At 30.1% G+C, this 23,838-nt stretch carries 25 protein-coding genes and 1 riboswitch; all 25 genes read left to right on the forward strand.

Annotation, left to right across the window (positions count from 1 at the left end; all coding sequences use genetic code 11):
* The first annotated feature begins 128 nt into the window (after window positions 1-128).
* The 25 genes from mprF (at window position 129) to KQI41_RS06020 (ending at window position 23,837) form a co-directional block, all read left to right on the forward strand.
* Window positions 129-2,708 (forward strand): bifunctional lysylphosphatidylglycerol flippase/synthetase MprF, encoded by a 2,580-nt coding sequence (gene mprF, locus KQI41_RS05900; protein WP_216585011.1) that lies wholly within the window; start codon window positions 129-131, stop codon window positions 2,706-2,708.
* A gap of 15 nt (window positions 2,709-2,723) precedes the next feature.
* The gene (locus tag KQI41_RS05905; protein ID WP_216585012.1) at window positions 2,724-3,482 is read left to right on the forward strand and encodes a sugar phosphate isomerase/epimerase family protein; all 759 of its coding nucleotides are present in this window, start codon (window positions 2,724-2,726) and stop codon (window positions 3,480-3,482) included.
* Window positions 3,483-3,486: 4 nt separating this feature from the next.
* Complete coding sequence (locus tag KQI41_RS05910) at window positions 3,487-4,341, forward strand: cobyric acid synthase (RefSeq protein WP_216585013.1); 855 nt, start codon at window positions 3,487-3,489, stop codon at window positions 4,339-4,341.
* 12 nt (window positions 4,342-4,353) lie between these two features.
* Window positions 4,354-5,301: an adenosylcobinamide-phosphate synthase CbiB gene (gene cbiB, locus KQI41_RS05915; RefSeq protein WP_244971090.1), complete on the forward strand. Its 948-nt coding sequence runs from the start codon at window positions 4,354-4,356 to the stop codon at window positions 5,299-5,301.
* A 160-nt stretch (window positions 5,302-5,461) separates the two neighbouring features.
* A complete protein-coding gene (locus tag KQI41_RS05920) occupies window positions 5,462-6,136 on the forward strand; it encodes a response regulator transcription factor (protein ID WP_154439117.1) in 675 nt (224 codons plus the stop codon).
* Window positions 6,133-7,422, forward strand: a complete 1,290-nt coding sequence (locus KQI41_RS05925) for a sensor histidine kinase (protein WP_216585014.1) — start codon at window positions 6,133-6,135, stop codon at window positions 7,420-7,422. The genes KQI41_RS05920 and KQI41_RS05925 overlap by 4 nt, the downstream gene beginning before the upstream one ends.
* Window positions 7,423-7,444: 22 nt before the next feature.
* Window positions 7,445-8,155, forward strand: a complete 711-nt coding sequence (locus tag KQI41_RS05930; protein ID WP_216585015.1) for a zinc metallopeptidase — start codon at window positions 7,445-7,447, stop codon at window positions 8,153-8,155.
* Between the two features lie 84 nt (window positions 8,156-8,239).
* Entirely contained in the window at window positions 8,240-9,982 is a 1,743-nt protein-coding gene (locus KQI41_RS05935) for a methyl-accepting chemotaxis protein (protein WP_216585016.1), read from the forward strand.
* A gap of 343 nt (window positions 9,983-10,325) precedes the next feature.
* Window positions 10,326-10,736 (forward strand): Fur family transcriptional regulator, encoded by a 411-nt coding sequence (locus KQI41_RS05940; protein ID WP_154439113.1) that lies wholly within the window; start codon window positions 10,326-10,328, stop codon window positions 10,734-10,736.
* A gap of 16 nt (window positions 10,737-10,752) precedes the next feature.
* Entirely contained in the window at window positions 10,753-11,055 is a 303-nt protein-coding gene (locus tag KQI41_RS05945; RefSeq protein ID WP_216585017.1) for a hypothetical protein, read from the forward strand.
* Between the two features lie 100 nt (window positions 11,056-11,155).
* Window positions 11,156-12,139, forward strand: coding sequence for a metal ABC transporter substrate-binding protein (locus KQI41_RS05950; protein ID WP_216585018.1), 984 nt, complete (start codon window positions 11,156-11,158; stop codon window positions 12,137-12,139).
* A 1-nt stretch (window position 12,140) separates the two neighbouring features.
* On the forward strand, window positions 12,141-12,842 hold the full coding sequence (locus KQI41_RS05955) for a metal ABC transporter ATP-binding protein (protein WP_154439110.1): 702 nt from the start codon (window positions 12,141-12,143) through the stop codon (window positions 12,840-12,842).
* Between the two features lies 1 nt (window position 12,843).
* Entirely contained in the window at window positions 12,844-13,710 is an 867-nt protein-coding gene (locus KQI41_RS05960) for a metal ABC transporter permease (RefSeq protein ID WP_154439109.1), read from the forward strand.
* The gene (locus tag KQI41_RS05965) at window positions 13,710-14,237 is read left to right on the forward strand and encodes a TIGR03943 family putative permease subunit (protein WP_154439108.1); all 528 of its coding nucleotides are present in this window, start codon (window positions 13,710-13,712) and stop codon (window positions 14,235-14,237) included. Before KQI41_RS05960 ends, KQI41_RS05965 begins: the two co-directional genes overlap by 1 nt.
* Before the next feature lie 122 nt (window positions 14,238-14,359).
* Window positions 14,360-14,539: riboswitch (cobalamin riboswitch) on the forward strand.
* Window positions 14,540-14,702: 163 nt separating this feature from the next.
* Window positions 14,703-15,419 (forward strand): energy-coupling factor ABC transporter permease, encoded by a 717-nt coding sequence (locus tag KQI41_RS05970; RefSeq protein ID WP_154439107.1) that lies wholly within the window; start codon window positions 14,703-14,705, stop codon window positions 15,417-15,419.
* Window positions 15,403-15,696 carry an energy-coupling factor ABC transporter substrate-binding protein gene (locus KQI41_RS05975; RefSeq protein ID WP_154439106.1) on the forward strand — a complete coding sequence of 98 codons (294 nt, stop codon included), beginning with the start codon at window positions 15,403-15,405 and terminating at the stop codon, window positions 15,694-15,696. Before KQI41_RS05970 ends, KQI41_RS05975 begins: the two co-directional genes overlap by 17 nt.
* Window positions 15,680-16,360, forward strand: a complete 681-nt coding sequence (gene cbiQ / locus KQI41_RS05980; RefSeq protein ID WP_216585019.1) for a cobalt ECF transporter T component CbiQ — start codon at window positions 15,680-15,682, stop codon at window positions 16,358-16,360. Before KQI41_RS05975 ends, cbiQ begins: the two co-directional genes overlap by 17 nt.
* Window positions 16,361-17,164: an energy-coupling factor ABC transporter ATP-binding protein gene (locus KQI41_RS05985; RefSeq protein ID WP_216585020.1), complete on the forward strand. Its 804-nt coding sequence runs from the start codon at window positions 16,361-16,363 to the stop codon at window positions 17,162-17,164.
* On the forward strand, window positions 17,161-17,910 hold the full coding sequence (locus KQI41_RS05990; protein ID WP_216585021.1) for a sirohydrochlorin cobaltochelatase: 750 nt from the start codon (window positions 17,161-17,163) through the stop codon (window positions 17,908-17,910). The genes KQI41_RS05985 and KQI41_RS05990 overlap by 4 nt, the downstream gene beginning before the upstream one ends.
* Window positions 17,910-18,563 carry a precorrin-2 C(20)-methyltransferase gene (locus tag KQI41_RS05995; protein WP_216585022.1) on the forward strand — a complete coding sequence of 218 codons (654 nt, stop codon included), beginning with the start codon at window positions 17,910-17,912 and terminating at the stop codon, window positions 18,561-18,563. Before KQI41_RS05990 ends, KQI41_RS05995 begins: the two co-directional genes overlap by 1 nt.
* 10 nt (window positions 18,564-18,573) lie before the next feature.
* Window positions 18,574-19,605, forward strand: a complete 1,032-nt coding sequence (locus tag KQI41_RS06000) for an ABC transporter substrate-binding protein (protein ID WP_216585023.1) — start codon at window positions 18,574-18,576, stop codon at window positions 19,603-19,605.
* A gap of 12 nt (window positions 19,606-19,617) precedes the next feature.
* A complete protein-coding gene (locus KQI41_RS06005; protein ID WP_216585024.1) occupies window positions 19,618-20,622 on the forward strand; it encodes a FecCD family ABC transporter permease in 1,005 nt (334 codons plus the stop codon).
* Window positions 20,619-21,431 (forward strand): ABC transporter ATP-binding protein, encoded by an 813-nt coding sequence (locus tag KQI41_RS06010; RefSeq protein WP_216585025.1) that lies wholly within the window; start codon window positions 20,619-20,621, stop codon window positions 21,429-21,431. Before KQI41_RS06005 ends, KQI41_RS06010 begins: the two co-directional genes overlap by 4 nt.
* Before the next feature lie 36 nt (window positions 21,432-21,467).
* The gene (locus tag KQI41_RS06015; protein ID WP_216585026.1) at window positions 21,468-22,517 is read left to right on the forward strand and encodes a pyridoxal phosphate-dependent aminotransferase; all 1,050 of its coding nucleotides are present in this window, start codon (window positions 21,468-21,470) and stop codon (window positions 22,515-22,517) included.
* Entirely contained in the window at window positions 22,518-23,837 is a 1,320-nt protein-coding gene (locus tag KQI41_RS06020) for a cobyrinic acid a,c-diamide synthase CobB (protein WP_154439098.1), read from the forward strand.
* Window position 23,838 lies beyond the last annotated feature (1 nt).

The following is a 23,838-nucleotide window of genomic DNA, read 5'->3' on the forward strand; positions in this document are numbered from 1 at the left end:
ATTGAATCTACAATATTTAACTCCATTGATAAAATTTGAAAAACGATGTAATATATTATTTAGGTATTAGAATAAATATAGAGTTATAGAGAATAGTAAATTAATGAGTATGGCAGATGGAGGAGTATATGGAAACGATTAAGTTGCTATTAAAGAAAAATGGAGCAAAGATTTCAAGAATAATATTTATAATGATTATGACAGTAGTTATAATTACTGGGGGAATAAGGGAATTAAAATCAATAGATTTTGCTAAGACAATATCTATAATCAGGGAATTTCCTATGCCTCTTATATTTATATTTACTATTTTGGGAATATTAGCAGTATCATCAATGAGCTTATATGATTTTGCAATAATAGAATATCTAAATTTTAATATAAAAAAGACAACTATATTTAGTATTACTTTTGTGGCTAATACAATAAATAATATTTCTGGGTTAGGTGGATTAGCAGGTGCTTCCATTAGATCACTATTATTTAAAAAGAGTGCTAACAATAAGGAAGATATTATAGATTATAATTTACTACTAGTTCCATCAACAGGTATAGGTCTTTCTCTTATGATGGTTATTGCACTATTTAAGTATCAATATATAAATTCACTTTTAGAGAAATATAGGTGGATGATTATAGCCATTATTGCTTTTATGATATACTTTGTTATCTATTTTTTCATAGATAAAATATTTAATATCTTAAAGAAAAGTTCAAGAGAAGTGGATAATAATAGAATTATTTTGAGAGTGAAACTACTATTTTTATCCTTTGTAGAATGGATGACTGCCTTTACTTTATTCTTTGTTATTGTTAGACAGTTTAGTCAAGAGGTAAATTTAGATATAGTATTTATTATATTTACTTTAGGATCTATAGCTGGTATCTTAAGTTTATTGCCTGGTGGAGTAGGGTCATTTGATTTAGTGGTGCTACTTGGTTTTCAATATTATGGTGTAGGAACTGAAAATGTTTTAGCCATATTAATATTATATAGAGTCTTTTACTATATACTACCTTTGCTAATAGGAATAAATCTTACTTTAATAATACAATCTCAAAGTGAGGATGAATTAAATAAGTTTATAGATTTTTCAAAGGTAACAGATTTTATCAATAAAACATCTAGTATTACAAATCTATTATTATCAATATTAATATTAGCATCTGGAGTAACCTTATTATTATCTGCATTAGCTCCAGGGGCAATTGAACGAATTAAAATAGCTTCAAGGCTTTTATCATTTCCAATTTTACAGTTATCAAGACAACTAACAATATGTATAGGAATATTGCTGGTAGTTATCTCTAGGGAAATAAGAATGAAGGTAAAGCGTAGTTATAAAATTACTATGTGGCTATTGTTTTTTGGTGCTATATTTGCAATGATTAAGGGGTTTGCTTATGAGGAAGCGATTTTCCTAATATTAGTTCTAATAATATTAAAAATGTCCAAGCATAGTTTCTATAGAAAAAGTTTGCCAATTGATTGGTTTAAAGCCATTATGACTTTGATATTAGCATTTATCGGGATTCTAGCCTATACAAAAATTTCCCATATAATATTGAGGGATTTCATAAGAATTAATTATTTTAAGTCTTTAATCACAAAAGGAATCTCTTGGCCTATACCTAGTGGAGTTATTGCTTATGGTCTTCTCATTATTTTTGTTATCTATTATGAGTTGACAAAGGAGAGGATAATGAATAATCATAGATATGAAGGCGTTGATGAAGAGAGGGTAAATAAATTTTTACAGGAATATGATGGAAATTTCTTAACTCATCTTATATTTTTAAAGGATAAACATTTATTTTGGTCTAAAAATAATAAGGTTTTAATTCAATATGAGATAAGTCATGGTATTGCTGTAGTTTTAGGAGATCCAATTGGAGATCCAAAGTACTTTGGAGAAGCTTTAATAGAGTTTCAGGACTTCATAGATGAATATGGATATAAATCAGTCTTTTATCAAACAAGTGAAAGGTTATTGCCTTTTTATCATGACCACGGATATTATTTCTTTAAACTAGGTGAGACAGGACTAGTAGAGCTTGATAATTTTGACATAAATAGCTCCAAAAGTAGAGATTTTAGAAATATACTTAGACGATTTGAGAAAGATGGTTTTATTTTCGAGATATATTATGAGAACTCCATAGATGAAAATCTGTTTTTAGATTTAAGAAAGGTTTCTGATGAATGGTTAGCTCATAGAGAAGAAATGGGATTTTCACTTGGATGGTTCAGTAAGGAGTATTTAGACAAATCTAAAATTGGAGTTGTAAAGAATAGAGAAACAGGAGAAATAATAGCATTTGCTTCCTTAAGTCCTAGTTATGATGATAGATCGGTTTCAATTGATTTAATGCGTTTTAGAAAGGAAGTACCTAATAACACTATGACTTTTCTTATATTAAATTTGATTTTGACATTTAAAGATGATAACTATAAGATATTCAATCTTGGAATGGCTCCACTTTCAAATGTAGGTATAGCCCAGAATGCTCATATCCAGGAGAGAATTGCACACTTGGTATTTAAATATGGTAAACATTTTTATAGTTTTGATGGTTTAAGAAAATATAAAAATAAATTTGACCCAAGATGGGAAGGAAAATATTTGGTTTATGAGGATTTACTATTGTTACCATCTTCTTTGATAGAAGTAACTTGGTTGATTCATTCGAAGAAGAATAAATCTTAAAGGATGAGTGAGTATATGAAAAGAAAAATATTAAAAACCATAAGTACCATAGATAGTTTAAATATGGAAGAGTTTGAAAAACTCAATATAGGTATTGAAATACAAGATTTTACAGAGCCTAATTTATCATTGGATGAAATTAATATGATAATCCACAGATATAAGACTAAGTTTAAAGAGTTTAAAAATATTAAAGCCTTACATGGACCTTTTTTAGATCTAAAGCCTTCAAGCCCAGATAAATTAATTAGAGAGGTAAGTTATAATAGATATTTATATACTATAAATGTGGCTAAAGAGTTAAACATAGATTACTTAATATTTCATAGTCAAATAAATCCATATTTAAATCAGCCATCCATAAGGAAGTTAAATAATATTCAAAGTAAAGAATTTTGGGAAGAGATATTAAAGGAAGTACCAGATTATAAAGGAATAATACTCTTAGAAAATATATTTGAGGAAACTCCCAGTATGTTAAAAGAGTTAATAGAAACTATAAACCTGCCTAATGTTAAAATCAATCTAGATATAGGACACGCTAATTTAGGTAAGGTTACATTGGAAGAATGGATAAAGGAGCTTGAAGATTATATTTTTTATATTCATATTCATTCTAATGATGGATTATACGATAATCACCAAACTCCAACTCTAGAGGAAATAAAAGAGCTATATTATCTATTAGATAAATATAATATAAATCCAGTATTATCATTAGAATATAAAGTAAATGATTTAAAAGAAGAAATAAAGAAATATAGAAAGGGGTAAAGAAATGACAAATATTATGATACAAGGTACAACATCGTCAGCAGGTAAAAGTTTAATGTGTACAGGTTTGTGCAGAATATTTAAGGAAGATGGATATAAGGTTTATCCTTTTAAATCTCAAAATATGTCATCGAAATATTATACTACTAAAGAGGGGTATAAAATAAGTACAGCACAAACTTTACAGGCTATGGCAGCAGGACTTGAACCTCATCCAAGTATGAATCCGATTTTACTTATACCGAAATCAGATAAAGGGTCTATGGTAGTTATAAAAGGTGAAGATAAAGAGGATATGGAAGCAGTAGAGTATTTTAAGTATAAAAATACTCTTAAACCAATGATACTAGATATATATAAAGAAATAGAAAGTAAAAATGATATTGTAGTTATAGAAGGTGCAGGAAGCCCTGCTGAAATAAATTTAAAACAAAATGATATAGTAAATATGGGTATGGCTGAAATGGCAGATGCTCCAGTACTGTTAGTAGCAGATATAGATAGAGGAGGAGTATTTGCTTCTCTTTATGGCACAGTGATGTTATTAGAAGAACATGAAAGAAAAAGAATAAAAGGACTTATAATCAATAAGTTTAGAGGAGACAAAACCCTTTTAGATCCAGGAATTAAAATGATTGAAGAAATATTAAATATACCAGTTGTGGGAACTATACCTTTTGCACATTTAGAGTTAGTAGATGAAGATAGTTTAATTGACTATGATAAGGAATGTAATATAAATCCACAGACAGAAGAAGAAATGGAGAGGGAATTAAATAAATTAGCCTTACTACTTCGCCAGAATATGGATATGGATTATATTTATAAAATAATGGGGCTGGATTTAGTAAATAATTAAGGAGAATTTAATATGTCAATGAGTGTAATTTTAGGAATTTTATTGGACTTTAAGTTAGGAGATCCTTATAATTTCCCTCATCCAGTAAAACTGATGGGGAGGATAATCTCTTTTGAAGAGAAATTAGTAAGAAGAATTATTAAATCTAAAAATGGACTTAAACTTGCAGGACTTATTATTGTTATAATTAATATTTTACTTGGATTTACAGTTCCGTATTTACTATTAAAACTTATAAAACAATATAGACTTATTTATATCCTAGTAGATACATACCTAATTTATACTTGTATAGCTGCAAAATGTTTAGACTACGAGGCAACTAAAGTATCTGAAGCTTTAGACAGTGGTATAGAACAGGGGAGAGAGAGACTTTCTTATATTGTTGGGAGAGAGACTAAAAATCTTTCAGAAGAAGAAGTCATAAAAGCAACTGTAGAGACTGTGGCAGAAAATACTTCCGATGGAGTTATAGCTCCTTTAATGTATATAATTTTATTAGGAGCACCCGGTGGACTAGCGTATAAGTTTATAAATACTATGGATTCTATGTTAGGATATATGAATGATAAATATATAGATTTAGGATATTTCCCTGCGAAGATAGATGATATATTTAATTATATTCCTGCAAGACTTACTGGAATTTTTATGTGTTTAGGTTCCATAGGAAGGTTTAATATGAAAGATGGTTTTAGAATAATGATAAGAGATAGAAAAAATCATAAAAGCCCCAACTGTGCATATCCAGAGGGAGCTGTTTCAGGACTTTTAGGGGTTCAGCTAGGTGGAAATAATTATTATCATGGAAGACTAGTTGAAAAACCAACTATTGGAGATAATATAAGACCTATTGCAAAAAAAGATGTAAGAAATACAATAGATATTATGTATTTAAGTGAGATATTATTTTTGACTACTTGTATTATAATTGAATTAATAATAATTAATATAAAATAATATTTAACTATAAAAATAACTCTTTTAAATTAAGAGTTATTTTTATAACTAATTTTTATAAAAATTAATATTCAGTTCATATTAGTTTTCTATAATTATATAAGGATTTCGTTAGTACTATTGATTTATTTTTAAAATAATATTGTTAAGAGGGATATATATGATTAATATTCTAGTAGCTGAAGATGATAAGAATCTGCAAAAATTAATTGGAGCTGTATTAAAGCAGCAAGGATATAATGTTTTAATGGCTAATGATGGTATCCAAGCATTAGAAATATTAGATATGGTACATATAGATTTAATTATCAGTGATATTATGATGCCAAACATGGATGGTTATCAGTTAACTGACCTACTTAGAAAATCCAACTATAACCTACCGATTCTAATGGTAACTGCTAAAGAAACCCTTGATGATAAGAAAAAGGGATTTATTGTAGGAACAGACGACTATATGGTAAAACCCATAGATATAGATGAGATGGTATTAAGAGTAGCAGCATTACTGCGTCGTTCTCGTATTGTTAATGAAAATCGTCTAACAATTGGTGAATTAGTTTTGGATTATAATACTTTAGATGTGAATAAAAAAGACATCTCTATAAATCTTCCCAAGAAGGAATTTTATTTATTATTTAAGCTGTTGAGTTATCCCAAGCAAATTTTCACAAGGCAACAGCTTATGGATGAAATATGGGGGATGGATTCAGAAGCTGAAGAACGTACAGTAGATGTCCATATTAAGCGTTTAAGGGATAAGTTTTCTGAATTTGAGGAATTTGAGATTATTACAGTTAGAGGATTAGGATATAAGGCAGAGATAAAAGCATGAAAAAGATTGCTGTAAAATTAGCTTTATTTTTTATTATTATAATTTATAGTTCTTCTTTTCTATCCTTTATTATATCAACTATATTTACTGAGAATATTGAAGATGAAATTAAATTAAATCAATTTAAAATAGCAAACTCTATATTACAGTTATATGAAAAGACAGATTTAAGTATAGAAGAAATTGCAGATATTACGTCTACTTCCACGTCCCATGTAAGTAAAATTGAAAATATTGATTTATTTAAGTTCACAGAAAAAGAGTTAGAAAAAATTTATAATCATGAGCCTGTTTTCTCATATGAAAGTAAGCGAAACAGTCCTGTAGTAGTATTATTTTTAGATGATTCATTTATACAAATTAGCCTATACCCTAAAAATACAATCTTTAAAATAGTAGTATCTAGAGTATGGTTTACCATGTTAGTGTATGTTGCTATAGGGAGCCTATGTATTATACTTTTATCTAAGAGAATAGTCAAACCAATATTGGAACTAACCTCAGCTACGCAAGAAGTAGCAAAGGGAAATTTTGATGTATCTGTTGAAGTTGAAAGACAAGATGAAATAGGACAACTGACCCATAACTTCAATAAAATGACTAAAGAACTAAAAAACATAGAATATCTTCGTAAGGATTTTATAACAAATGTATCACATGAATTTAAAACTCCAATTGCATCTATTCAAGGATTTGCTAGATTATTGCAGAAAGGAAAATTAACGGAAATTGAAAGAGAAGAATATACAGATATAATTGCAGAAGAAACCGTAAGGTTGTCTAAGCTTTCCTCCAATATTTTAAAACTTTCAAAATTAGAAAGCCAAGAGATAGTAGAGAGGAAAACAGAATTTTCCTTAGATGAGCAAATAAGAAAAAGTATTTTACTTTTGGAATATGAATGGAGTAAAAAAAATATTGAGTTTGATATTGAACTTCATAAGGTTAAATATGCAGGAGATGAAGGATTATTTCAGCAGGTCTGGATCAATCTTTTGGGAAATGCAATAAAATTTTCAAGAGATAATAGTGTTATTAGTATAAAACTTGAGGAAATAGATTCAATTATAAGAGTAGAAATTAAAGATAATGGTGTTGGTATGAATGAAGAAGTATTACAGCGTATTTTTGAAAGATTCTATCAAGGGGATAGATCCCATTCTGCTGAAGGTAATGGATTGGGATTACCTTTAGTAAAGAAGATTATAGATTTATATGGAGGAAATATTCATGTTCATAGTATTCCCAATATAGGCTCTGTTTTTACAGTTGAGTTAATATATTAAAATAAAATTAAGGAGTGATTATATGTTATATTCAAGAGGGTTTTATGGATTTGATCCTACAATGATTATTTTGCTTCCAGCAATTATTTTAACAATCTATGCTCAAAGCAAGGTAAAAACAAATTTTGCTAAATATTTAAGAAAATCAACACAGAAGTCATACACAGGGGTTCAAGTAGCAAGAACTCTTCTGGATCAGCATGGATTACACAATATACCAATAGAAATTTCAAAGGGACATTTAAGCGACCACTATGACCCAGGAAATGGTATACTTAGATTATCCCCTGAAGTCTATCAAGGTAATTCTATTGCTTCTGTTAGTGTTGCTGCACATGAAGTAGGTCATGCTATTCAGCATGCTAATGGATATATTCCCTTATCCTTGAGAAATATGATATTTCCTTTGGCTAGTTTTGGATCTTCTACGGCTTGGATTTTTATTGCCGTAGGACTTATGATTCCTAGTCTTGGTGGATTAATGGATATTGGTATATGGATATTTGGAGCTGCTGTGGCTTTTCAGATAATTACCCTGCCAGTTGAATTTAATGCAAGTAGTCGTGCTCTACAACTACTTGATAGCAATGGATTTATTGTAGAAGATGAGATTAAAGGGGCAAAAAAGGTTTTAAATGCTGCGGCTCTAACATATGTGGCGGCTATGGCCAGTGGTATCGCACAGCTATTGCGATTAATATTGATTAGAAATAGAAATAGTAGAGAAAAATAAAATAATCAATATAGAAATTATTATAATATAACCTTATTTAATAAAAAAATTGGTACCATTTTACGTAATTTAAGGGGGAAATAAATGAAACGTGCAACGAAAAATAAGAAAAAGACAACTTTGCGTAAACAGTGGACAAGAAATATAATGATCTTTATAATTGTTTTATTTTTAGGATTTGGATTTTTCGTTTATAAAACAGTGAATATAGCAGCACATCAAATGTTGAATATCTCACTTAATGCTATGATGGGAATTGCCACAAGGGAGTTATCTCAATATGATTTAAAGGAACTTGCAGTGAGTAAGGATGAAAACAGTCAAGACTACCAGCATATTGTAAATACATTAGAAGAAATATCAAGTAAGGCTAAATCCATACTGGAAGATATTTATATATTTACAAAGGATTCCAATAACAAATGGATATATATAGCAAATACATCTAGCAGTGATAAGCACAATATAGGAGAGTATTTATCCTATGATAATGAAGAAATGAACATGGCATATGAAACAGGAAGTACTCATACTGTGGCAATAGATCAGGATTTCCTTACTCAAGAAGCATACTCAGCAGTCTATATACCTATTTCTCAGAATGATGAAGTAACAGCTGTTTTAGGTGTAAATGTAAATACAAAAGCCTTTATAAAATTACAGACTCTATTCTTAGGTATACTAATAGCTATATTGGCAATAAGTTTGTTTTTCATATGGTGGATTGTTCGATTTATAACTATGCGACAAAGCAAATCAATAGAAAGTCTAGTAATTAAGATGCGAGAAATAGCAGAACTAAGTGGAGATCTTACTAAAAGACTGGAAATTGAGGAAAATAACGAAATAGGAGAATTAGCAATATGCACAAATCAAATGCTTGATACAATACAGAGTATATTATTGAATGTAGATGAAAATTCTAGAAATCTACTGGATAATACTCAACAGTTTTCTAAAGCATTTGAAGAGGTTAGTATATCCTTTGAACAAATAGATGATACTGTTGATAATGTAACTGAAAGAATAGCAGGGCAAACAGTTGAAATGTCGAAAATGACTGATTCAATCTCAGGGACACATCAAGCTATTAAAGATATAGCTAGACATTCACAACAAGTAACAGTAGAAGCTACAGAAACTCGAAATAATGCAATCCAAGGAAATGAAGCAATTGAAAAAATGAAAAATCATATTAATGATGTAGGTAAAGTTGTTAATGAAACCACAGAATTAATGATGATGTTAGATGAACATTCAAATCAAATAAATAGCATAGTAGATACTATTACAGGCATAGCTAAACAGACAAATCTTTTAGCATTAAATGCTTCAATAGAAGCTGCCAGAGCAAAGGAACATGGAGCAGGATTTACAGTAGTAGCAGAAGAAGTAAGAACCTTAGCAGAGGAATCATCAAAGTCGGCAGGTGAAATATCTAATCTTTTAGAGGATATACGGGAAGGGATTTTAAATGCTTCAAAGTCCATGCAGGAAGTATCTCAAAAAGCAGCAGCAAGTCATATACAAGTAGATGATGTAATAAATCGCTTTGAAAGTATTACAGAGTCTATACAGAAGGTATCATCTATGGTAGAGGAGGTATCTGATTCTACAGAAGAAATAACTTCAAGTACTGCAATAATATCGGAAGGAATGGAAAACCTAGAAGCTATTTCAGAAGAAAATACTGCATCAGTAGAAGAAATTGCATCTAGCATAGATAGTGAAACAAATACCATTAAAGATATATTACAGATAGTATCTCATATGGAGAATGAAACCTATGAATTAAATGAAAGATTGAGTAAACTCAAGCTAAGATAAATCTTTCACTTTGGTTTTGATTTCTTGATTTTTATCCCTAATCCATTTTGATTAGGGATTTTTTTGTAGGTCAATTAGTTAATTGAACTAGCTTAAAATATAATATTTAGATGCAAAATGATAGAGGCATTATTTTGGCAATAAGGTCATATGATATTAACTATTAGAATTTTTTTATTGGATTTTGATATTAATATTGAAAAAGTTTTTATATAATATAAATAATAGGACCTTTGGAATAATCTTAACAAGATTTTGCTTGACAACGCTTTTAATATTCAATAAAATTATGAATATGAAAATCGTTTCCAAATTACTATTTTATTAAAGGAGACGAAAATACATGAAAGTTAGAAAAAGTTATAATACGAAACAGAAGAAATTGATTATATCTTACCTTCAAGAGAATAAAGATCGTCATGTAACAGTGGAAATGATAGCAGATTATCTGAATAATAAAGGAGAATCTGTAGGACAAACCACTATTTATAGGAATCTGGATAAGTTGGTTAAGGATGGTATTGTTCTGAAATTTATAGAGCCAGAAGATATGCGTTCCCATTATCAATATTTAGAAAAGTCTTATGATAATTCGGATTATTATCACCTTATATGTGTTGGGTGCGGACAGGGAGTTCGTTTGAATTGTAATCATATCAACGAGCTTACAATACATATGCAGGAAAAACATGGATTTAATCTTGATAGGGACAGAACGATTCTATATGGGTATTGTGAAGAATGTAGACCATAGGAAAGGAGAAAGCACAATGAATATAAAACATTCTAATACAAAAAAGCTGATAGTTTTACTTATTATTTGTATAGCTATGACTTTCATTCTTTCTGAATTGTTTATTATCACCCATGCTGCTCATGATTGTATTGGTGAGCATTGCTATGTCTGTGCACAAATTCATACTTTAGAAAATCTTCTCAAGCAACTTAGCATAGTTGGTATTATTATAATGGCTGGTTTCTTTAAATCCCTAACTACTTTTGTATTTGTTAGTGGAAACAAGTCCTATGTAAATATGACACCAATAATTTTGAAAGTTAGAATGAATAATTAAAATATACCTCACAAGGGAGTAATATGTCCTTTTTTAGTAAGGCTTTAGTGTCCCTTGTATTTTTATGCCAAAAACAAGAATAAATGGAGGTTATATTTTTATGAAACGATTTATTTCAATAATATTGGTGTTTTTTATTTTTATATCCATCTTAACTGGATGCAGTAAAAATGAAAATACCATTGCTAGTGATAAAATAAGTGTTGTTGCCACTATTTTTCCTCAATATGATTTTGTTAGGGAAATTGCAGGAGAGAATGTTGAATTGACCATGCTTCTTCCTCCAGGTTCTGAAAGTCACTCCTTTGAACCTACTCCTAAAGATATTACTACAATACAAGATTGTGATGTGTTCATCTATGTAGGAGGAGATTCTGATTCATGGATTAAAGGAATTTTAGAATCTATGGATACAAGCAAAATGAAGATCGTATCACTTATGGATATGGTAGATGTAGTAGAGGAAGAAATAGTAGAGGGAATGGAAGATGATCATGGACACGACCACGATCATGACGATGACCATGACCACGATGATGAACACCATGAGGAATCAGAATATGATGAGCATGTGTGGACATCTCCTAGGAATGCTAAAATTATCGTTCAAGCTATTTCTGAAGTATTATGTGATATAGATAAGGATAATTCTTCTATATACAGACAGAATACAGAGTCTTATGTGGCAAAACTAGATGAATTAAATATAGATTTTAAAAATATTGTAGATGAAGGAGTTAGAAAAACCATAGTTTTTGGTGACAGATTCCCATTTAGATATTTTGCTGATGAATATGGACTTGACTATTTTGCCGCATTTCCTGGTTGTTCTACAGAAACTGAACCCAGTGCTGCCACTGTAGCGTTTTTAATTGACAAAATAAAGACTGAGAATATTCCTGTAGTATTCCATATTGAACTTTCCAACGAAAAAATGGCAGATACAATTTGTGAAGCTACAGGTGCGAAAAAGCTATTGCTTCATGCTTGCCATAATATTGCTAAAAGCGATTTTGAAAAGGGCATAAGTTATTTGGACTTGATGACAGCTAATCTTGAGGCAATAAAGGAGGCTGTTAAATAATATGTCACTTCTTATTTGTAAGGATGCCTCCTTTGCTTATGAGGGGCATACTGTAATCAGTGATTTGAATTTTTCGGTTAATAGTGGAGATTATTTGTGTATTGTAGGAGAAAATGGATCAGGTAAAAGTACGCTCATTAAAGGCTTACTTCGTTTAAAGGTTCCTCAAAGGGGAAGTATTCTAATGGATGAAGGACTTAAATCCAATGAAATTGGTTATTTACCTCAACAAACCATTGTTCAAAAGGATTTTCCTGCCAGTGTCTATGAAGTTATTTTGTCTGGAAGATTAAGTAAGATGGGAATTCGTCCTTTCTATTCAAAATTGGATAAAACTATTGCTGAAGAAAATCTTGTCCTTCTAGGAATTGAACATCTTCGCAATAAATGCTATAGAGAATTGTCTGGAGGTCAGCAGCAGCGTGTGCTGTTGGCCCGGGCACTTTGTGCTACACAAAAGTTATTGATTTTAGATGAACCAGTAGCAGGACTTGATCCAATAGTGACTCAGGATTTATACAAGCAGATTTTTAAAATAAATCGTGAGATGGGAATTGCAATTATTATGGTTTCTCATGATGTTCACAGTGCTGTTAAATATGCTGACCTTATTTTACATTTAAAAGGACAGCAGATATTTTTCGGAAAAACATCTGACTATGTTAAATCCAGTGTTGGATATGGTTTTTTAGGAGGTGAGTAGCATGGTTAATATATTAATTCAAATGTTTTCATATCCATTTCTTGTTAGAGCAGTAATTGTAGGATTGTTGGTTTCCCTTTGTGCAGCATTGCTTGGTGTGAGTTTGGTGCTGAAACGCTATTCAATGATTGGCGATGGCTTATCCCATGTAGGCTTTGGAACTTTGGCTATTGCCACAGCCATGAATGTAGCGCCTTTGACAATTTCCATACCCGTATGTGTTATGGCTGCATTTCTGCTACTTCGGATTAGTGAAAATAGTAAAATTAAAGGTGATGCTGCTATTGCCATAATTTCCACAAGTTCACTTGCCATTGGTGTTGTAGCTATATCCATGACTACTGGTATGAACACCGATGTATGTAACTATTTATTTGGAAGCATTTTAAGTATGAGCCATGCAGATGTTAAATTAAGTGTGACACTGTCCATCTTAGTCTTAGGAATGTTTATACTTCTTTATAATAAAGTTTTTGCAGTAACCTTTGACGAAAATTTTGCTAAAGCTACAGGTATAAAAACTGACATTTACAATATGTTAATTGCATTTTTAACAGCAATAACAATTGTATTAGGTATGCGAATGATGGGTGCCCTACTTATTTCCAGTTTAATTATATTTCCTGCCCTAACATCGATGCGATTTTGTAAGCAATTTAAAACTGTGACAATTTGTTCAGCTATTATATCTATAATCTGCTTCTTTTTGGGAGTAGTAGGTTCTTATGTTTATGCTACACCTACTGGAGCCAGTGTAGTTATAGTTAATATTGGAGCCTTTGTATTATTTTGGTTTGGAAACTTAGTTAGAATGAAGGTAAATGGAGTTAAGTCTATAAATGGAATAGAGAAAAGAGGGATTAAGTAATGAAAAAATACCTTATAATGATATTTGTTTGCCTTATATTATTGACTGGATGTAAGGAGCAAATCCAAGAGGATAATTCTTCTGATGATATTTCAACTATTATACAAGAGACGGACTCACAAAATGATGGAATCCAGCATAGTACCATAGATATTCCCCCTTCTGATATGGATATAATCGAAATAAAGGAAAAAATGTTCATTGCCCAAACCAATGATATTTATATAAATTCTGAAGACTATTTAGGAAAAACTATTAAATATGAAGGTATATTTACTTCAATTTATTATGATGTAAATGATACAAACTATAATTTTGTTATTCGTTATGGACCAGGGTGTTGTGGATATGATGATAATGCAGGTTTTGAAGTAGTTTGGTCTGGTGAATATCCTGATGAAAATGATTGGGTAGAAGCTATAGGAGTATTAGAAGAATATGAGGAGGAAGGAGAAGTGTATTTACGTCTGAACTTATCATCCTTAACTGTTCTTGATACTCGAGGGGAAGAATATGTGTATCAATAGATAACTTAGGTTTATTTAATAAGCTAGTATTCTGAAACAATTAAATTGATAAAAAAGGTCATATTTTAGAATATAAAAATATCTTGTATTAAATATTGTTTTATGATAGCATTAAAGTGAAAATTAAATATAATACATTAGGTTCTATAAATGATTAATAGGGAAATAAGTGAAAGTCTTATACAGCCCCCGCTACTGTAAGTGATGATGAAATCAGTTTATACCACTGGAGAAATCTGGGAAGGTACTGAAAGTAAGATAAATCACAAGTCAGGAGACCTGCCTAGTAGTATTGAAGTGACCTTCGGAGGGAAGGAAAATCTTAACTTTATACTATTTACAATTAAGTCTAGTATAATTTCCATCCCTAATCTATTTTGGTTAGGGACTTTTTATTTCCTTTATGGTCACCTAATTTAGTTATAAAGGAGAGTATTCCTTTAAAAATAAATGAGAGGTGATTTTATGAAAAAAAGATTAATGATGTGGAGTGTATTGTTGCTTTTACTTGTAACTCCACAACTAGGTCATGCAATGCACATTATGGAGGGGTTTTTACCATTGAAATGGGCTATTGTATGGGCAGTGCTATCTTTACCATTTTTAATTGCAGGATTTAAGAAACTAAGTAAAGGTTTAAAGCCAGAGCAAAAAATGTTTTTAGGTTTAGTAGGTGGATTTGCTTTTGTTTTATCTGCACTTAAAATTCCGTCTGTTACAGGGTCTTGTTCTCATCCAACAGGAGTAGGCTTGGGAGCAATAATGTTTGGACCAACGACTATGACAGTAATAGGAACCATTGTACTATTGTTCCAATCTCTATTATTAGCTCATGGTGGAATTACAACATTGGGAGCCAATGTATTTTCCATGGCTGTAGTAGGGCCTTTAGTATCATTTTGGATTTATAAGTCTTTGAAAAATAAGAACAGGGGATTAGCAGTATTTTTAGCAGCAGCTTTAGGAGATTTAGCAACTTATATTATTACATCTATTCAACTTTCTATTGCATTTCCAGATGCAGCAGGAGGATTTTTTACATCTTTAACAAAATTCATATCAATATTTGCAGTTACTCAATTGCCATTGGCAATAGTTGAAGGAATTATAACTTTAATGGTATTTAATCTTATTGCAGAATATAAAAAAGAAGGAGTGATTGAACTTGAAGAGTCTATATAAAAAAAATATTATCCTTTTACTTTTAGCAGTTATAATAATAATCACTCCATTGATCATAAAAAGAGACTCAGAATTTGAAGGAGCAGATGGGCAAGCAGAGGGACTGATTCAAGAAATAAATCCAGAGTATGAACCATGGTTTGAGCCATTATGGGAACCACCAAGTGGGGAAATTGAAAGTTTATTGTTTTCATTACAGGTAGCAATAGGTGCTGGAATTATAGGCTATACATTTGGAGTACTAAAGGAAAGACGAAAAATTGTTGCTAATAGATAAATATGCTTATACAAACAAAATAAGATGTTACTCACCACAGGCAAAGATACTTCTTGCCTGTGGTACTATAATTATATCAAGAATAATCAACAATTATTATTTTGATTTATTGACTATTATACTTATGTCTGTATTAATAGTTGGAATAGCTAAAATTCCTTGTAAAGCCTATTTTAAAATGTTACTTATCCCATTATCATTTTTATTAGTCAGTATAGTAGCAATAGTAATTTCAGTTAATGATGTAAATTATATTTATTGTTTTAAGCTTATAAACAGTTATATAGGTATAACTTATGAATCCTTCAATACTGGAGCTAAATTATTTACCACAGTGTTATCATCTCTAACATCAGTATATTTTCTGATATTAACTACTCCAATAATAGACATTATTAAAGTTTTAAAAAAATTAAAAGTACCTAGTCTATTTATAGAATTGATGGTACTTATTTATAGAAGTATATTTATATTTATAGAAGAAGCAAATAATATTCATATGGCACAAACCATGAAGTTTGGATATGAAAATAAGAGAAATTCATTAAAATCTATATCATTACTTATTAGAAATCTTTTCCTTAGAATATTTATAAAACATAATGAAATGAATATATCCCTTGAATGTAAATTATATGATGGGGAATTTAAACTAGGTGATTAAATGTTAAAGATAAATAATTTATACTATAAATATGAAGATGGTACAAATGCATTAAACAATATAAACATAGATACATATAAGGGAAAAGTAATAGGAATTATTGGAGCTAATGGTTCAGGAAAATCCACCTTATTTTTAAATATTATGGGAATATTAAGACCAAGTAAAGGTGAGGTAATATATAATGATACATCCCTAAAATATGATAAAAAATATTTAAGGGAATATAGAAAGCAGGTTAATATTGTATTTCAAAATCCTGACCAACAGCTATTTTATTCTAATGTATTTGATGATATAGCTTTTTCTTTAAGAAACATTGATGTTGCTGAAGATATAATCAAGGAAAAAGTATTTAAAGCATTGGAAAAGGTTGGTGGACTTGATTTAGTAAATAAACCTGTACATTTTTTAAGTTATGGGCAAAAGAAAAGAATTGCCATTGCAGGAGTTTTAGTTATGGACTCTAAAGTATTGCTATTAGACGAACCTACCTCTGGACTTGATCCATATATGACTAAGCAGATGAAGGAAATAATAAATGAAATAAGTAAAGATAAAACAATTATAATCTCCAGCCACGATATGGATTTAATCTATGATATTTGCGATTATATTTATATACTCAGTAAGGGTAATATCATTGGACAAGGAGAGAAAGAACTGATTTTTACGGAAGATAAGCTAATTGAAGAAGCAAGATTGGTTAAACCATGGCTTGTAAGAATTCATCAAAAATTTGATTTACCATTATTTAAAAATGAAGAAGAATTTAATTTATATAAAGGAAAGGGGATTTTATGAAAAAAGGAATAATAGTAGCTAGTTTTGGAACTACTTATGAAGAGACTAGAAAGTTATGTATAGAAAGTATAGAGGATAGAATAAAGGAAAGGTACAAAGATTATTTGGTACTAAGGGCTTTTACCTCTAGGATAGTTGTTCGTAGATTAAAGCAAAGAGATAATATTAATGTGTTAAATGAAATAGAAGCAATAGAAGAAATGAAGAATCAAGGTATAGAAGAAATATATATTCAACCTTTGCATATAATTCCTGGGCATGAATATGATAAACTTACTAAGTATGATATAAAGGTAGGATTGCCGTTACTTTGGCTAGAAGAAGACCATAAAAGTATTGTACATGATACTGGAGTTAATGAATTAGGAAATAATGAAGCTTTAGTTTTCATGGGACATGGTTCTGACCATGAGGCAGATGAAGCTTATGAGGTGTTGGAAAATACTTATCATAAGGAAGGTTTTAAAAATATATTTATTGGTACAGTAGAGGGAAGTAAAACCATAGAAGATATAGTAATGAAATTAAAAGAAAAAAATATAAAAAGGGTAAAATTAAAACCACTTATGTTAGTAGCAGGAGATCATGCCCAAAATGATATGGCTTCAGAAGAAGATGATTCATGGAAATCAATACTTGAAAAAGAAGGATTTGAAGTTGAGGTATGTCTAAGGGGATTAGGTGAATATAAAATTATCCAAGAAATATTCTTGAAACATCTTGAGCAAATAATAGGAGAGAAATAATGAAAAAACTATATGGAATTGGAACTGGTCCAGGAGATAAAGAATTACTTACCCTTAAAGCTGTTAAAACAATAGAAAAATCATCAGTTATATTTGCTCCAAATAATAAAGGGAAAAATATGGCTATAGATACTGTAAAAGATTTTATTGGAGATAAAAGAGTAGTATTTATAGATTTTCCCATGGGACAAGTTCAAAAAGAAGATTATAAAAATGCAGCAGAAATTATATTGAAAGAGATACCAGAAGATGAAATAGGTTCATTTCTTACAATAGGAGACCCCATGATATATAGTACATTTATATATATTATGGATGAATTAGAAGGAAAGGATATTGATGTAGAAATAATATCAGGAATTCCATCTTTTGTAGCAGCAGCTGGTGAAAGCAAAACTCCTATAACTGTAAAGGGAGAAAATTTTTTACTATGTGATGAGTTAGATAAGTCTCTATTGGAAAAGGTAGACTCCATAGCCATATTGAAGACCTTAAAAGATAAGGAAAGCATATTAAATGGTTTAGAGGAGCAGGATTTTAGTTATAAATACATTAAAAGAGCAACCTTGAAAGAACAAGAAATCATAATAGATAAAGACGAAATATTGAAGGATAAAGACTATATATCATTGATAATAGGCAGAAGGAATTAGGAGGACAACAATGAAAAACAAAAAAATATTATCGCTGTTACTAGTATTTATATTAATGGCAACCATATTAACAGCTTGTAAAACCAAAGAAAATAATGAACCGATAGTGCAAACAGAAGGTGACTCACAACCACTAGAAATAAATGAAGATATAAAAGAGGAATATGGAATAACAATTACAGATAAAACTGTGTCCTTTGTAGATGGTAGGGGAGAAGAAGTTACTTTAAATAAAAATCCTGAAAAAGTAGTAGTTATATATAACTCCTATTTAGATATATGGATGAAAAACGGTGGTAAAGTAATAGGTAAGTTAGAAGATTCTGTTGGTCAAGAAATAATATCAGGAACTGATGATGCTGAAATTGTAGGAGCTCTTGGCTCCATAAGTTTAGAGAAGATACTGTCATTAAATCCTGATTTAGTAGTTTTAATATCAACTCAAAAATCACAAATAGAATTAGTTCCTTCATTTGAAGAGAATAATATACCATTTATAGCAATGGAATACTATGTTAAAGAGGATTATTTTAAATTAGCAAGATTATTTTCTGCTCTTAACGAAAGAGAAGATTTATACGAAGAAAATGTCCTAAAGGTTAAAAATGAAATAGACAGTATAATTGAAAAATCACCAAAAGATAAGGAAAATAAAGTACTTATAATGATGGCCAGTGCTAAATCTGTTACTGCTAGAGGTTCAGATTCTACAGTTGGAGAGATGTTAAAGGATTTGAATACCATAAATATTGCAGATACATCTAATGATATGCTAAGTGATAAAAACTTTAGTATTGAGAAGATACTAGAAGAAGATCCAAATTTCATATTTGTACAAACTACAGGAAATGATATGGATAAGGTAATGGAAAGAATTAAAGAAGATGTGGAGTCCAATCCTGCATGGGCATCTCTTTCAGCAGTTAAGAACGATAGATATGTGATTCTACCAAAGGATCTTTATATGTTTAAACCAAATCATAGATACGCAGAGGCATATGAAGGACTAGCTAAGATTTTATACCCAGAAGTATTTAAATAAAAAGGAGAGGCTATGATTAAATATGCAAAAGAGGAATCTAAGAAAAAGACAATAATTACTGTCTTTATTATCTTATTCATAGTCAGCTTTTTCTTCAGTGTTGGCAATGGAGCAGTACAAATAAGTCCCATAGGAATAATTAAGTCAATTTTATATGAGAAAGGTACAGTTAACTATCAAATAATATGGAATGTAAGATTACCAAGAACCATAGTTGCAGCATTAGTAGGCATATGTTTGTCATTATCTGGTGCTATATTACAAGGAATAATGAGAAATCCCTTGGCAGGACCTAATATTATAGGAGTATCCTCTGGGGGAGGATTTTTTGCCCTTGTTATTCTTATAATTTTTCCAAGCTATTATTATCTCGTCCCCATAGGTGCATTTATTGGTGCCCTGTCAGCTACTTTGTTTATATATTCTTTGGCATGGAAAGAGGGAGTACTTCCTACTAGATTAGTCTTAGCTGGGGTAGCTGTTTCATCCTTATTTAGTGCAGGTACGAATGCTCTTATGACCTTTTTTCCTGATAGAGTTCATGGAGTTTTAGGATTTATGGTTGGAGGTCTTTCGGCTATAACTTGGAAAGATGTAAGGATGATTTTACCCTATGCAATTCTAGGTATGATATTGATATTATTCCTACCAGATAAATTAAATATCCTTATGCTAGGAGACGAAGTTGCTACAGGATTAGGATTAAGAGTTGAAAGGACTAGATTTGTTTTTATCATAATATCCTCCTTACTAGCAGGAGCAGCAGTATCAGTAGTGGGTCTATTAGGTTTTGTTGGACTTATTGTACCGCATATGACAAGATTATTTATTGGCTCAGATTATAGATACCTCTTTCCAGGAACTATATTTTTTGGTGCATCTATTGTGATGATTTGTGATACTTTGTCAAGAATATTATTTGCACCAATGGAGATTCCAGTAGGTATTATAATGTCAGCATTAGGAGCACCATTTTTTCTTTATTTATTAAGGAAAAAGGAGGCAATGAGACAATGAGTATGGAGACAAAAAGCTTACAGGTTAAATATGGTGAAAAGCTGGTATTAAAGGATATCAACTTTAGAGTGAGCAATGGAGAAATAGTTACTATAATTGGACCAAATGGATCGGGTAAAACTACTCTCATTAAATCATTGTCAAGATATATAAAGGCTTATTCGGGAGAGATATATCTTGATGGAAAGGATATATCTCAAATACCTACAAAGAAAATAGCAAGGGAAGTAGCCGTATTACCACAGGTGAAAAATGTATCAGCCGATGTTACCATAGAAAATCTTGTATCCTATGGCAGATACCCACATTTAAGCTTTGGTAAAAGAATAAACAAAAATGATAAAGATATTATTAATTGGGCAATTGAAAAGACAGGACTTGTGAAGCTTAAGGATAGATATATAGCAACACTATCTGGAGGAGAAAGACAGAGGGCTTGGATAGCAATGGCACTGGCACAGAAACCTAAGATATTACTTCTTGATGAACCTACTACATATTTGGATATATCCTATCAACTGGAAGTATTAGAGTTGATAAAGGAATTAAATGAATCTTTAGGTATTACAGTAATAATGGTTTTACATGATTTAAATCAAGCGGCTAGATATTCAAATAATATCTATGTATTGAGAAATGGAGAAATTTGTGAATATGGGAAACCTAGTGATATATTACAAGCTAAACTATTAAAAGATGTATTTAGAATAGATGCACATATATATGAAGACGAAATAAATCGCTGTCCATATTTTATACCACATAAATTGAGTTTGAATTCAACAAATAATGATTTAAACTTAGTTTGAGTCCATAAGATAATATTATATAAAGAAGGTGATGAAGTGGAGCATGGAGGAGACTTGTTATCCTACGAAGACTATTATGATGGAGAATTAATAGATTATAGCAGTAATATAAATCCTTTAGGACCACCAAAGGGATTGGAAAAGATTTTAATAGATAGTTTTAATAGTCTTGAAGCATATCCAGATATTAAATATAGAAAATTAAAGAAATCTATATCTAGTTACTTAAAATGTAATGATGAGAATATTGTAGTTGGTAATGGAGCAGTAGAGCTAATAGATAATTTTATAATATTATCCAATAGGGTATTTGTCTGTACACCTTCTTTTTCAGAATATGAAAAAAGAGCTATTGTTCATGGAAAAGAAGTAATTAGAGTACCTTATAAGGATGATTTTACAATAGATATTCTAGCCATAGGGAGCAAAATACAGAAAGGTGATTTAGTAATATTAGGTAACCCCAATAATCCTACTGGTCTTAGGATAGATAAAATAGAGTTAATAATGCTATATGATTTAATAAAAAAAACTAAGTCATATTTATTATTAGATGAAGCGTTTTTTGAGTTCTGCCCTATGGATTATGATAGTATTGAAGTTTTTAGAAATACAAATTATGAAAACTTAGGCATCATAAGGGCTGCTACAAAGTTTTTTGCATTACCTGGTATTAGATTAGGATATGGATGTACTTCTGTTGATTTAGTTGAGAAAATATCTAATATAGAATTACCATGGAGCATAAATTCGTTGGCGGAATCAGCAGGAAACTATATATTTCACAATGAGGAATATATAGAAGAAAGTAAAGAGTATATAAAAAAAGAAAGAGACTATCTTTTTAAGGAATTATCTAATATAGAAGGAATAAGAGTATATCCTACTGAAACCAATTATATTTTAATTGAATTATTGAATTGGAATGAAGAATATGTATTTAAGTTTTTCTTAGAGAGAGGAATAGTTATTAGAAAATGTTCCAGCTTTATTGGATTAGATAATAATCATATTAGAGTTGCTGTAAAGAGCAGAGAAAATAATATAAAACTTATGGAAATTCTTAAAGAATTGGAGAATAAATAGATGAGAACCGTAATGATTACAGCTCCATCAAGTAATACAGGAAAAACAACTATAACCCTTGGACTAATTAGAGCCATAAAAAATAGAGGTTTCAATATATCTGCATTTAAGACAGGTCCTGATTTTATAGATACAAAATATCTAGAACAAGCCTCAAATAAAAAAGCAGGAAATCTTGATATACATTTAATGGGGAAAGATGGCATAAGAAATTCTTTAGAGATGAATTTAGGAGATTATGGTGTTGTAGAAGGGGTAATGGGGTATTTTGATGGAATATATAATACTTATGAAAACTCAAGCTTTCATATATCTAAGGAGTTAGATATTCCTGCTATATTGGTATATAAACCAGAGGGAGAAATGTTTTCGGCAATTCCCAAAATAAAAGGTATGGTGGAATTTTCTGATTCAAGGATTAAAGGGATTATATTTAATAAAGTGGATAAAAATATGTTTCTTTTATTGAAAGAAAAAGTAGAAGAATATATAAATATAGAAGTATTAGGATATTTACCTAAGGATACATCTTTAGAAATTGATAGTAGATATTTAGGATTAAAACAGGTTCATGAAAATCAACAGTCTGAATATTTAATATCAAAGGCGGCGGAAGCCTTAGAAAACACAGTAAATATAGATCGAATACTTGATTTGACTAATAATATAGAACTGGAGCCATATAACTATCCTGAAAAAAGAAATATAACTGTTGCCTTAGCCTATGATAAAGCATTTAATTTTTACTATAATGAGAATTTAAAGTTATTAGAGAATATATGTAATATAGAATATTTTTCACCTATGAAGGATAAGAAAGTTCCAAAGGCTGATATTATATATATAGGTGGAGGATATCCAGAACTATATAAAGAGGAGTTATCATCTAATGTATTTATGATAAATGATATAAGGGAAAATGCAGAAAAAGGTATACCTATTATAGCAGAGGCAGGAGGATTAATGTATCTTTTAACATCTATAGAAGATATTCCCATGTGTAATATATTTAGTGGAAATGCTATTATGACAAATAGACTACAGAGATTTGGATATGTAAATATAGAATTAAAAGAGGATACAATAATAGGAAAAAAAGGCACTACTGTTACAGGAAATGAATATCACCGTTCTCAAGTAGATACTGACGAACAGCCAGTATTTCATATTACAAAGCCAATGAATAACAATAGATTTTGGGAATGTGGTTATACTTATAAAAATGTATTAGGATACTATCAGCATATTAATTTCCTTGGAAATATAAATGCTTTTAATTATTTGTTGGATATGGCAGAAAACATAAGAAAAGAGGGATAAA

The organism is Tissierella pigra (assembly GCF_018917845.1).
Classification (GTDB): Bacteria; Bacillota; Clostridia; order Tissierellales; family Tissierellaceae; genus Tissierella; species Tissierella pigra.

What these genes read in the sequence shown, in the direction of transcription:
- KQI41_RS05995 (WP_216585022.1), top strand. Translation starts at nt 17,910, where the DNA reads ATGAAAAAACTATATGGAATTGGAACTGGTCCAGGAGATAAAGAATTA.
- KQI41_RS05940 (WP_154439113.1), top strand. Translation starts at nt 10,326, where the DNA reads ATGAAAGTTAGAAAAAGTTATAATACGAAACAGAAGAAATTGATTATA.
- KQI41_RS05930 (WP_216585015.1), top strand. Translation starts at nt 7,445, where the DNA reads ATGTTATATTCAAGAGGGTTTTATGGATTTGATCCTACAATGATTATT.
- cbiB (WP_244971090.1), top strand. Translation starts at nt 4,354, where the DNA reads ATGTCAATGAGTGTAATTTTAGGAATTTTATTGGACTTTAAGTTAGGA.
- KQI41_RS06010 (WP_216585025.1), top strand. Translation starts at nt 20,619, where the DNA reads ATGAGTATGGAGACAAAAAGCTTACAGGTTAAATATGGTGAAAAGCTG.
- KQI41_RS05910 (WP_216585013.1), top strand. Translation starts at nt 3,487, where the DNA reads ATGACAAATATTATGATACAAGGTACAACATCGTCAGCAGGTAAAAGT.
- KQI41_RS05925 (WP_216585014.1), top strand. Translation starts at nt 6,133, where the DNA reads ATGAAAAAGATTGCTGTAAAATTAGCTTTATTTTTTATTATTATAATT.
- KQI41_RS05935 (WP_216585016.1), top strand. Translation starts at nt 8,240, where the DNA reads ATGAAACGTGCAACGAAAAATAAGAAAAAGACAACTTTGCGTAAACAG.
- KQI41_RS05950 (WP_216585018.1), top strand. Translation starts at nt 11,156, where the DNA reads ATGAAACGATTTATTTCAATAATATTGGTGTTTTTTATTTTTATATCC.
- KQI41_RS05990 (WP_216585021.1), top strand. Translation starts at nt 17,161, where the DNA reads ATGAAAAAAGGAATAATAGTAGCTAGTTTTGGAACTACTTATGAAGAG.
- KQI41_RS05920 (WP_154439117.1), top strand. Translation starts at nt 5,462, where the DNA reads ATGATTAATATTCTAGTAGCTGAAGATGATAAGAATCTGCAAAAATTA.
- KQI41_RS05985 (WP_216585020.1), top strand. Translation starts at nt 16,361, where the DNA reads ATGTTAAAGATAAATAATTTATACTATAAATATGAAGATGGTACAAAT.
- KQI41_RS05955 (WP_154439110.1), top strand. Translation starts at nt 12,141, where the DNA reads ATGTCACTTCTTATTTGTAAGGATGCCTCCTTTGCTTATGAGGGGCAT.
- KQI41_RS05960 (WP_154439109.1), top strand. Translation starts at nt 12,844, where the DNA reads ATGGTTAATATATTAATTCAAATGTTTTCATATCCATTTCTTGTTAGA.
- KQI41_RS06005 (WP_216585024.1), top strand. Translation starts at nt 19,618, where the DNA reads ATGATTAAATATGCAAAAGAGGAATCTAAGAAAAAGACAATAATTACT.
- mprF (WP_216585011.1), top strand. Translation starts at nt 129, where the DNA reads ATGGAAACGATTAAGTTGCTATTAAAGAAAAATGGAGCAAAGATTTCA.
- KQI41_RS05945 (WP_216585017.1), top strand. Translation starts at nt 10,753, where the DNA reads ATGAATATAAAACATTCTAATACAAAAAAGCTGATAGTTTTACTTATT.
- KQI41_RS05970 (WP_154439107.1), top strand. Translation starts at nt 14,703, where the DNA reads ATGAAAAAAAGATTAATGATGTGGAGTGTATTGTTGCTTTTACTTGTA.
- KQI41_RS05965 (WP_154439108.1), top strand. Translation starts at nt 13,710, where the DNA reads ATGAAAAAATACCTTATAATGATATTTGTTTGCCTTATATTATTGACT.
- KQI41_RS06000 (WP_216585023.1), top strand. Translation starts at nt 18,574, where the DNA reads ATGAAAAACAAAAAAATATTATCGCTGTTACTAGTATTTATATTAATG.
- KQI41_RS05905 (WP_216585012.1), top strand. Translation starts at nt 2,724, where the DNA reads ATGAAAAGAAAAATATTAAAAACCATAAGTACCATAGATAGTTTAAAT.
- KQI41_RS06020 (WP_154439098.1), top strand. Translation starts at nt 22,518, where the DNA reads ATGAGAACCGTAATGATTACAGCTCCATCAAGTAATACAGGAAAAACA.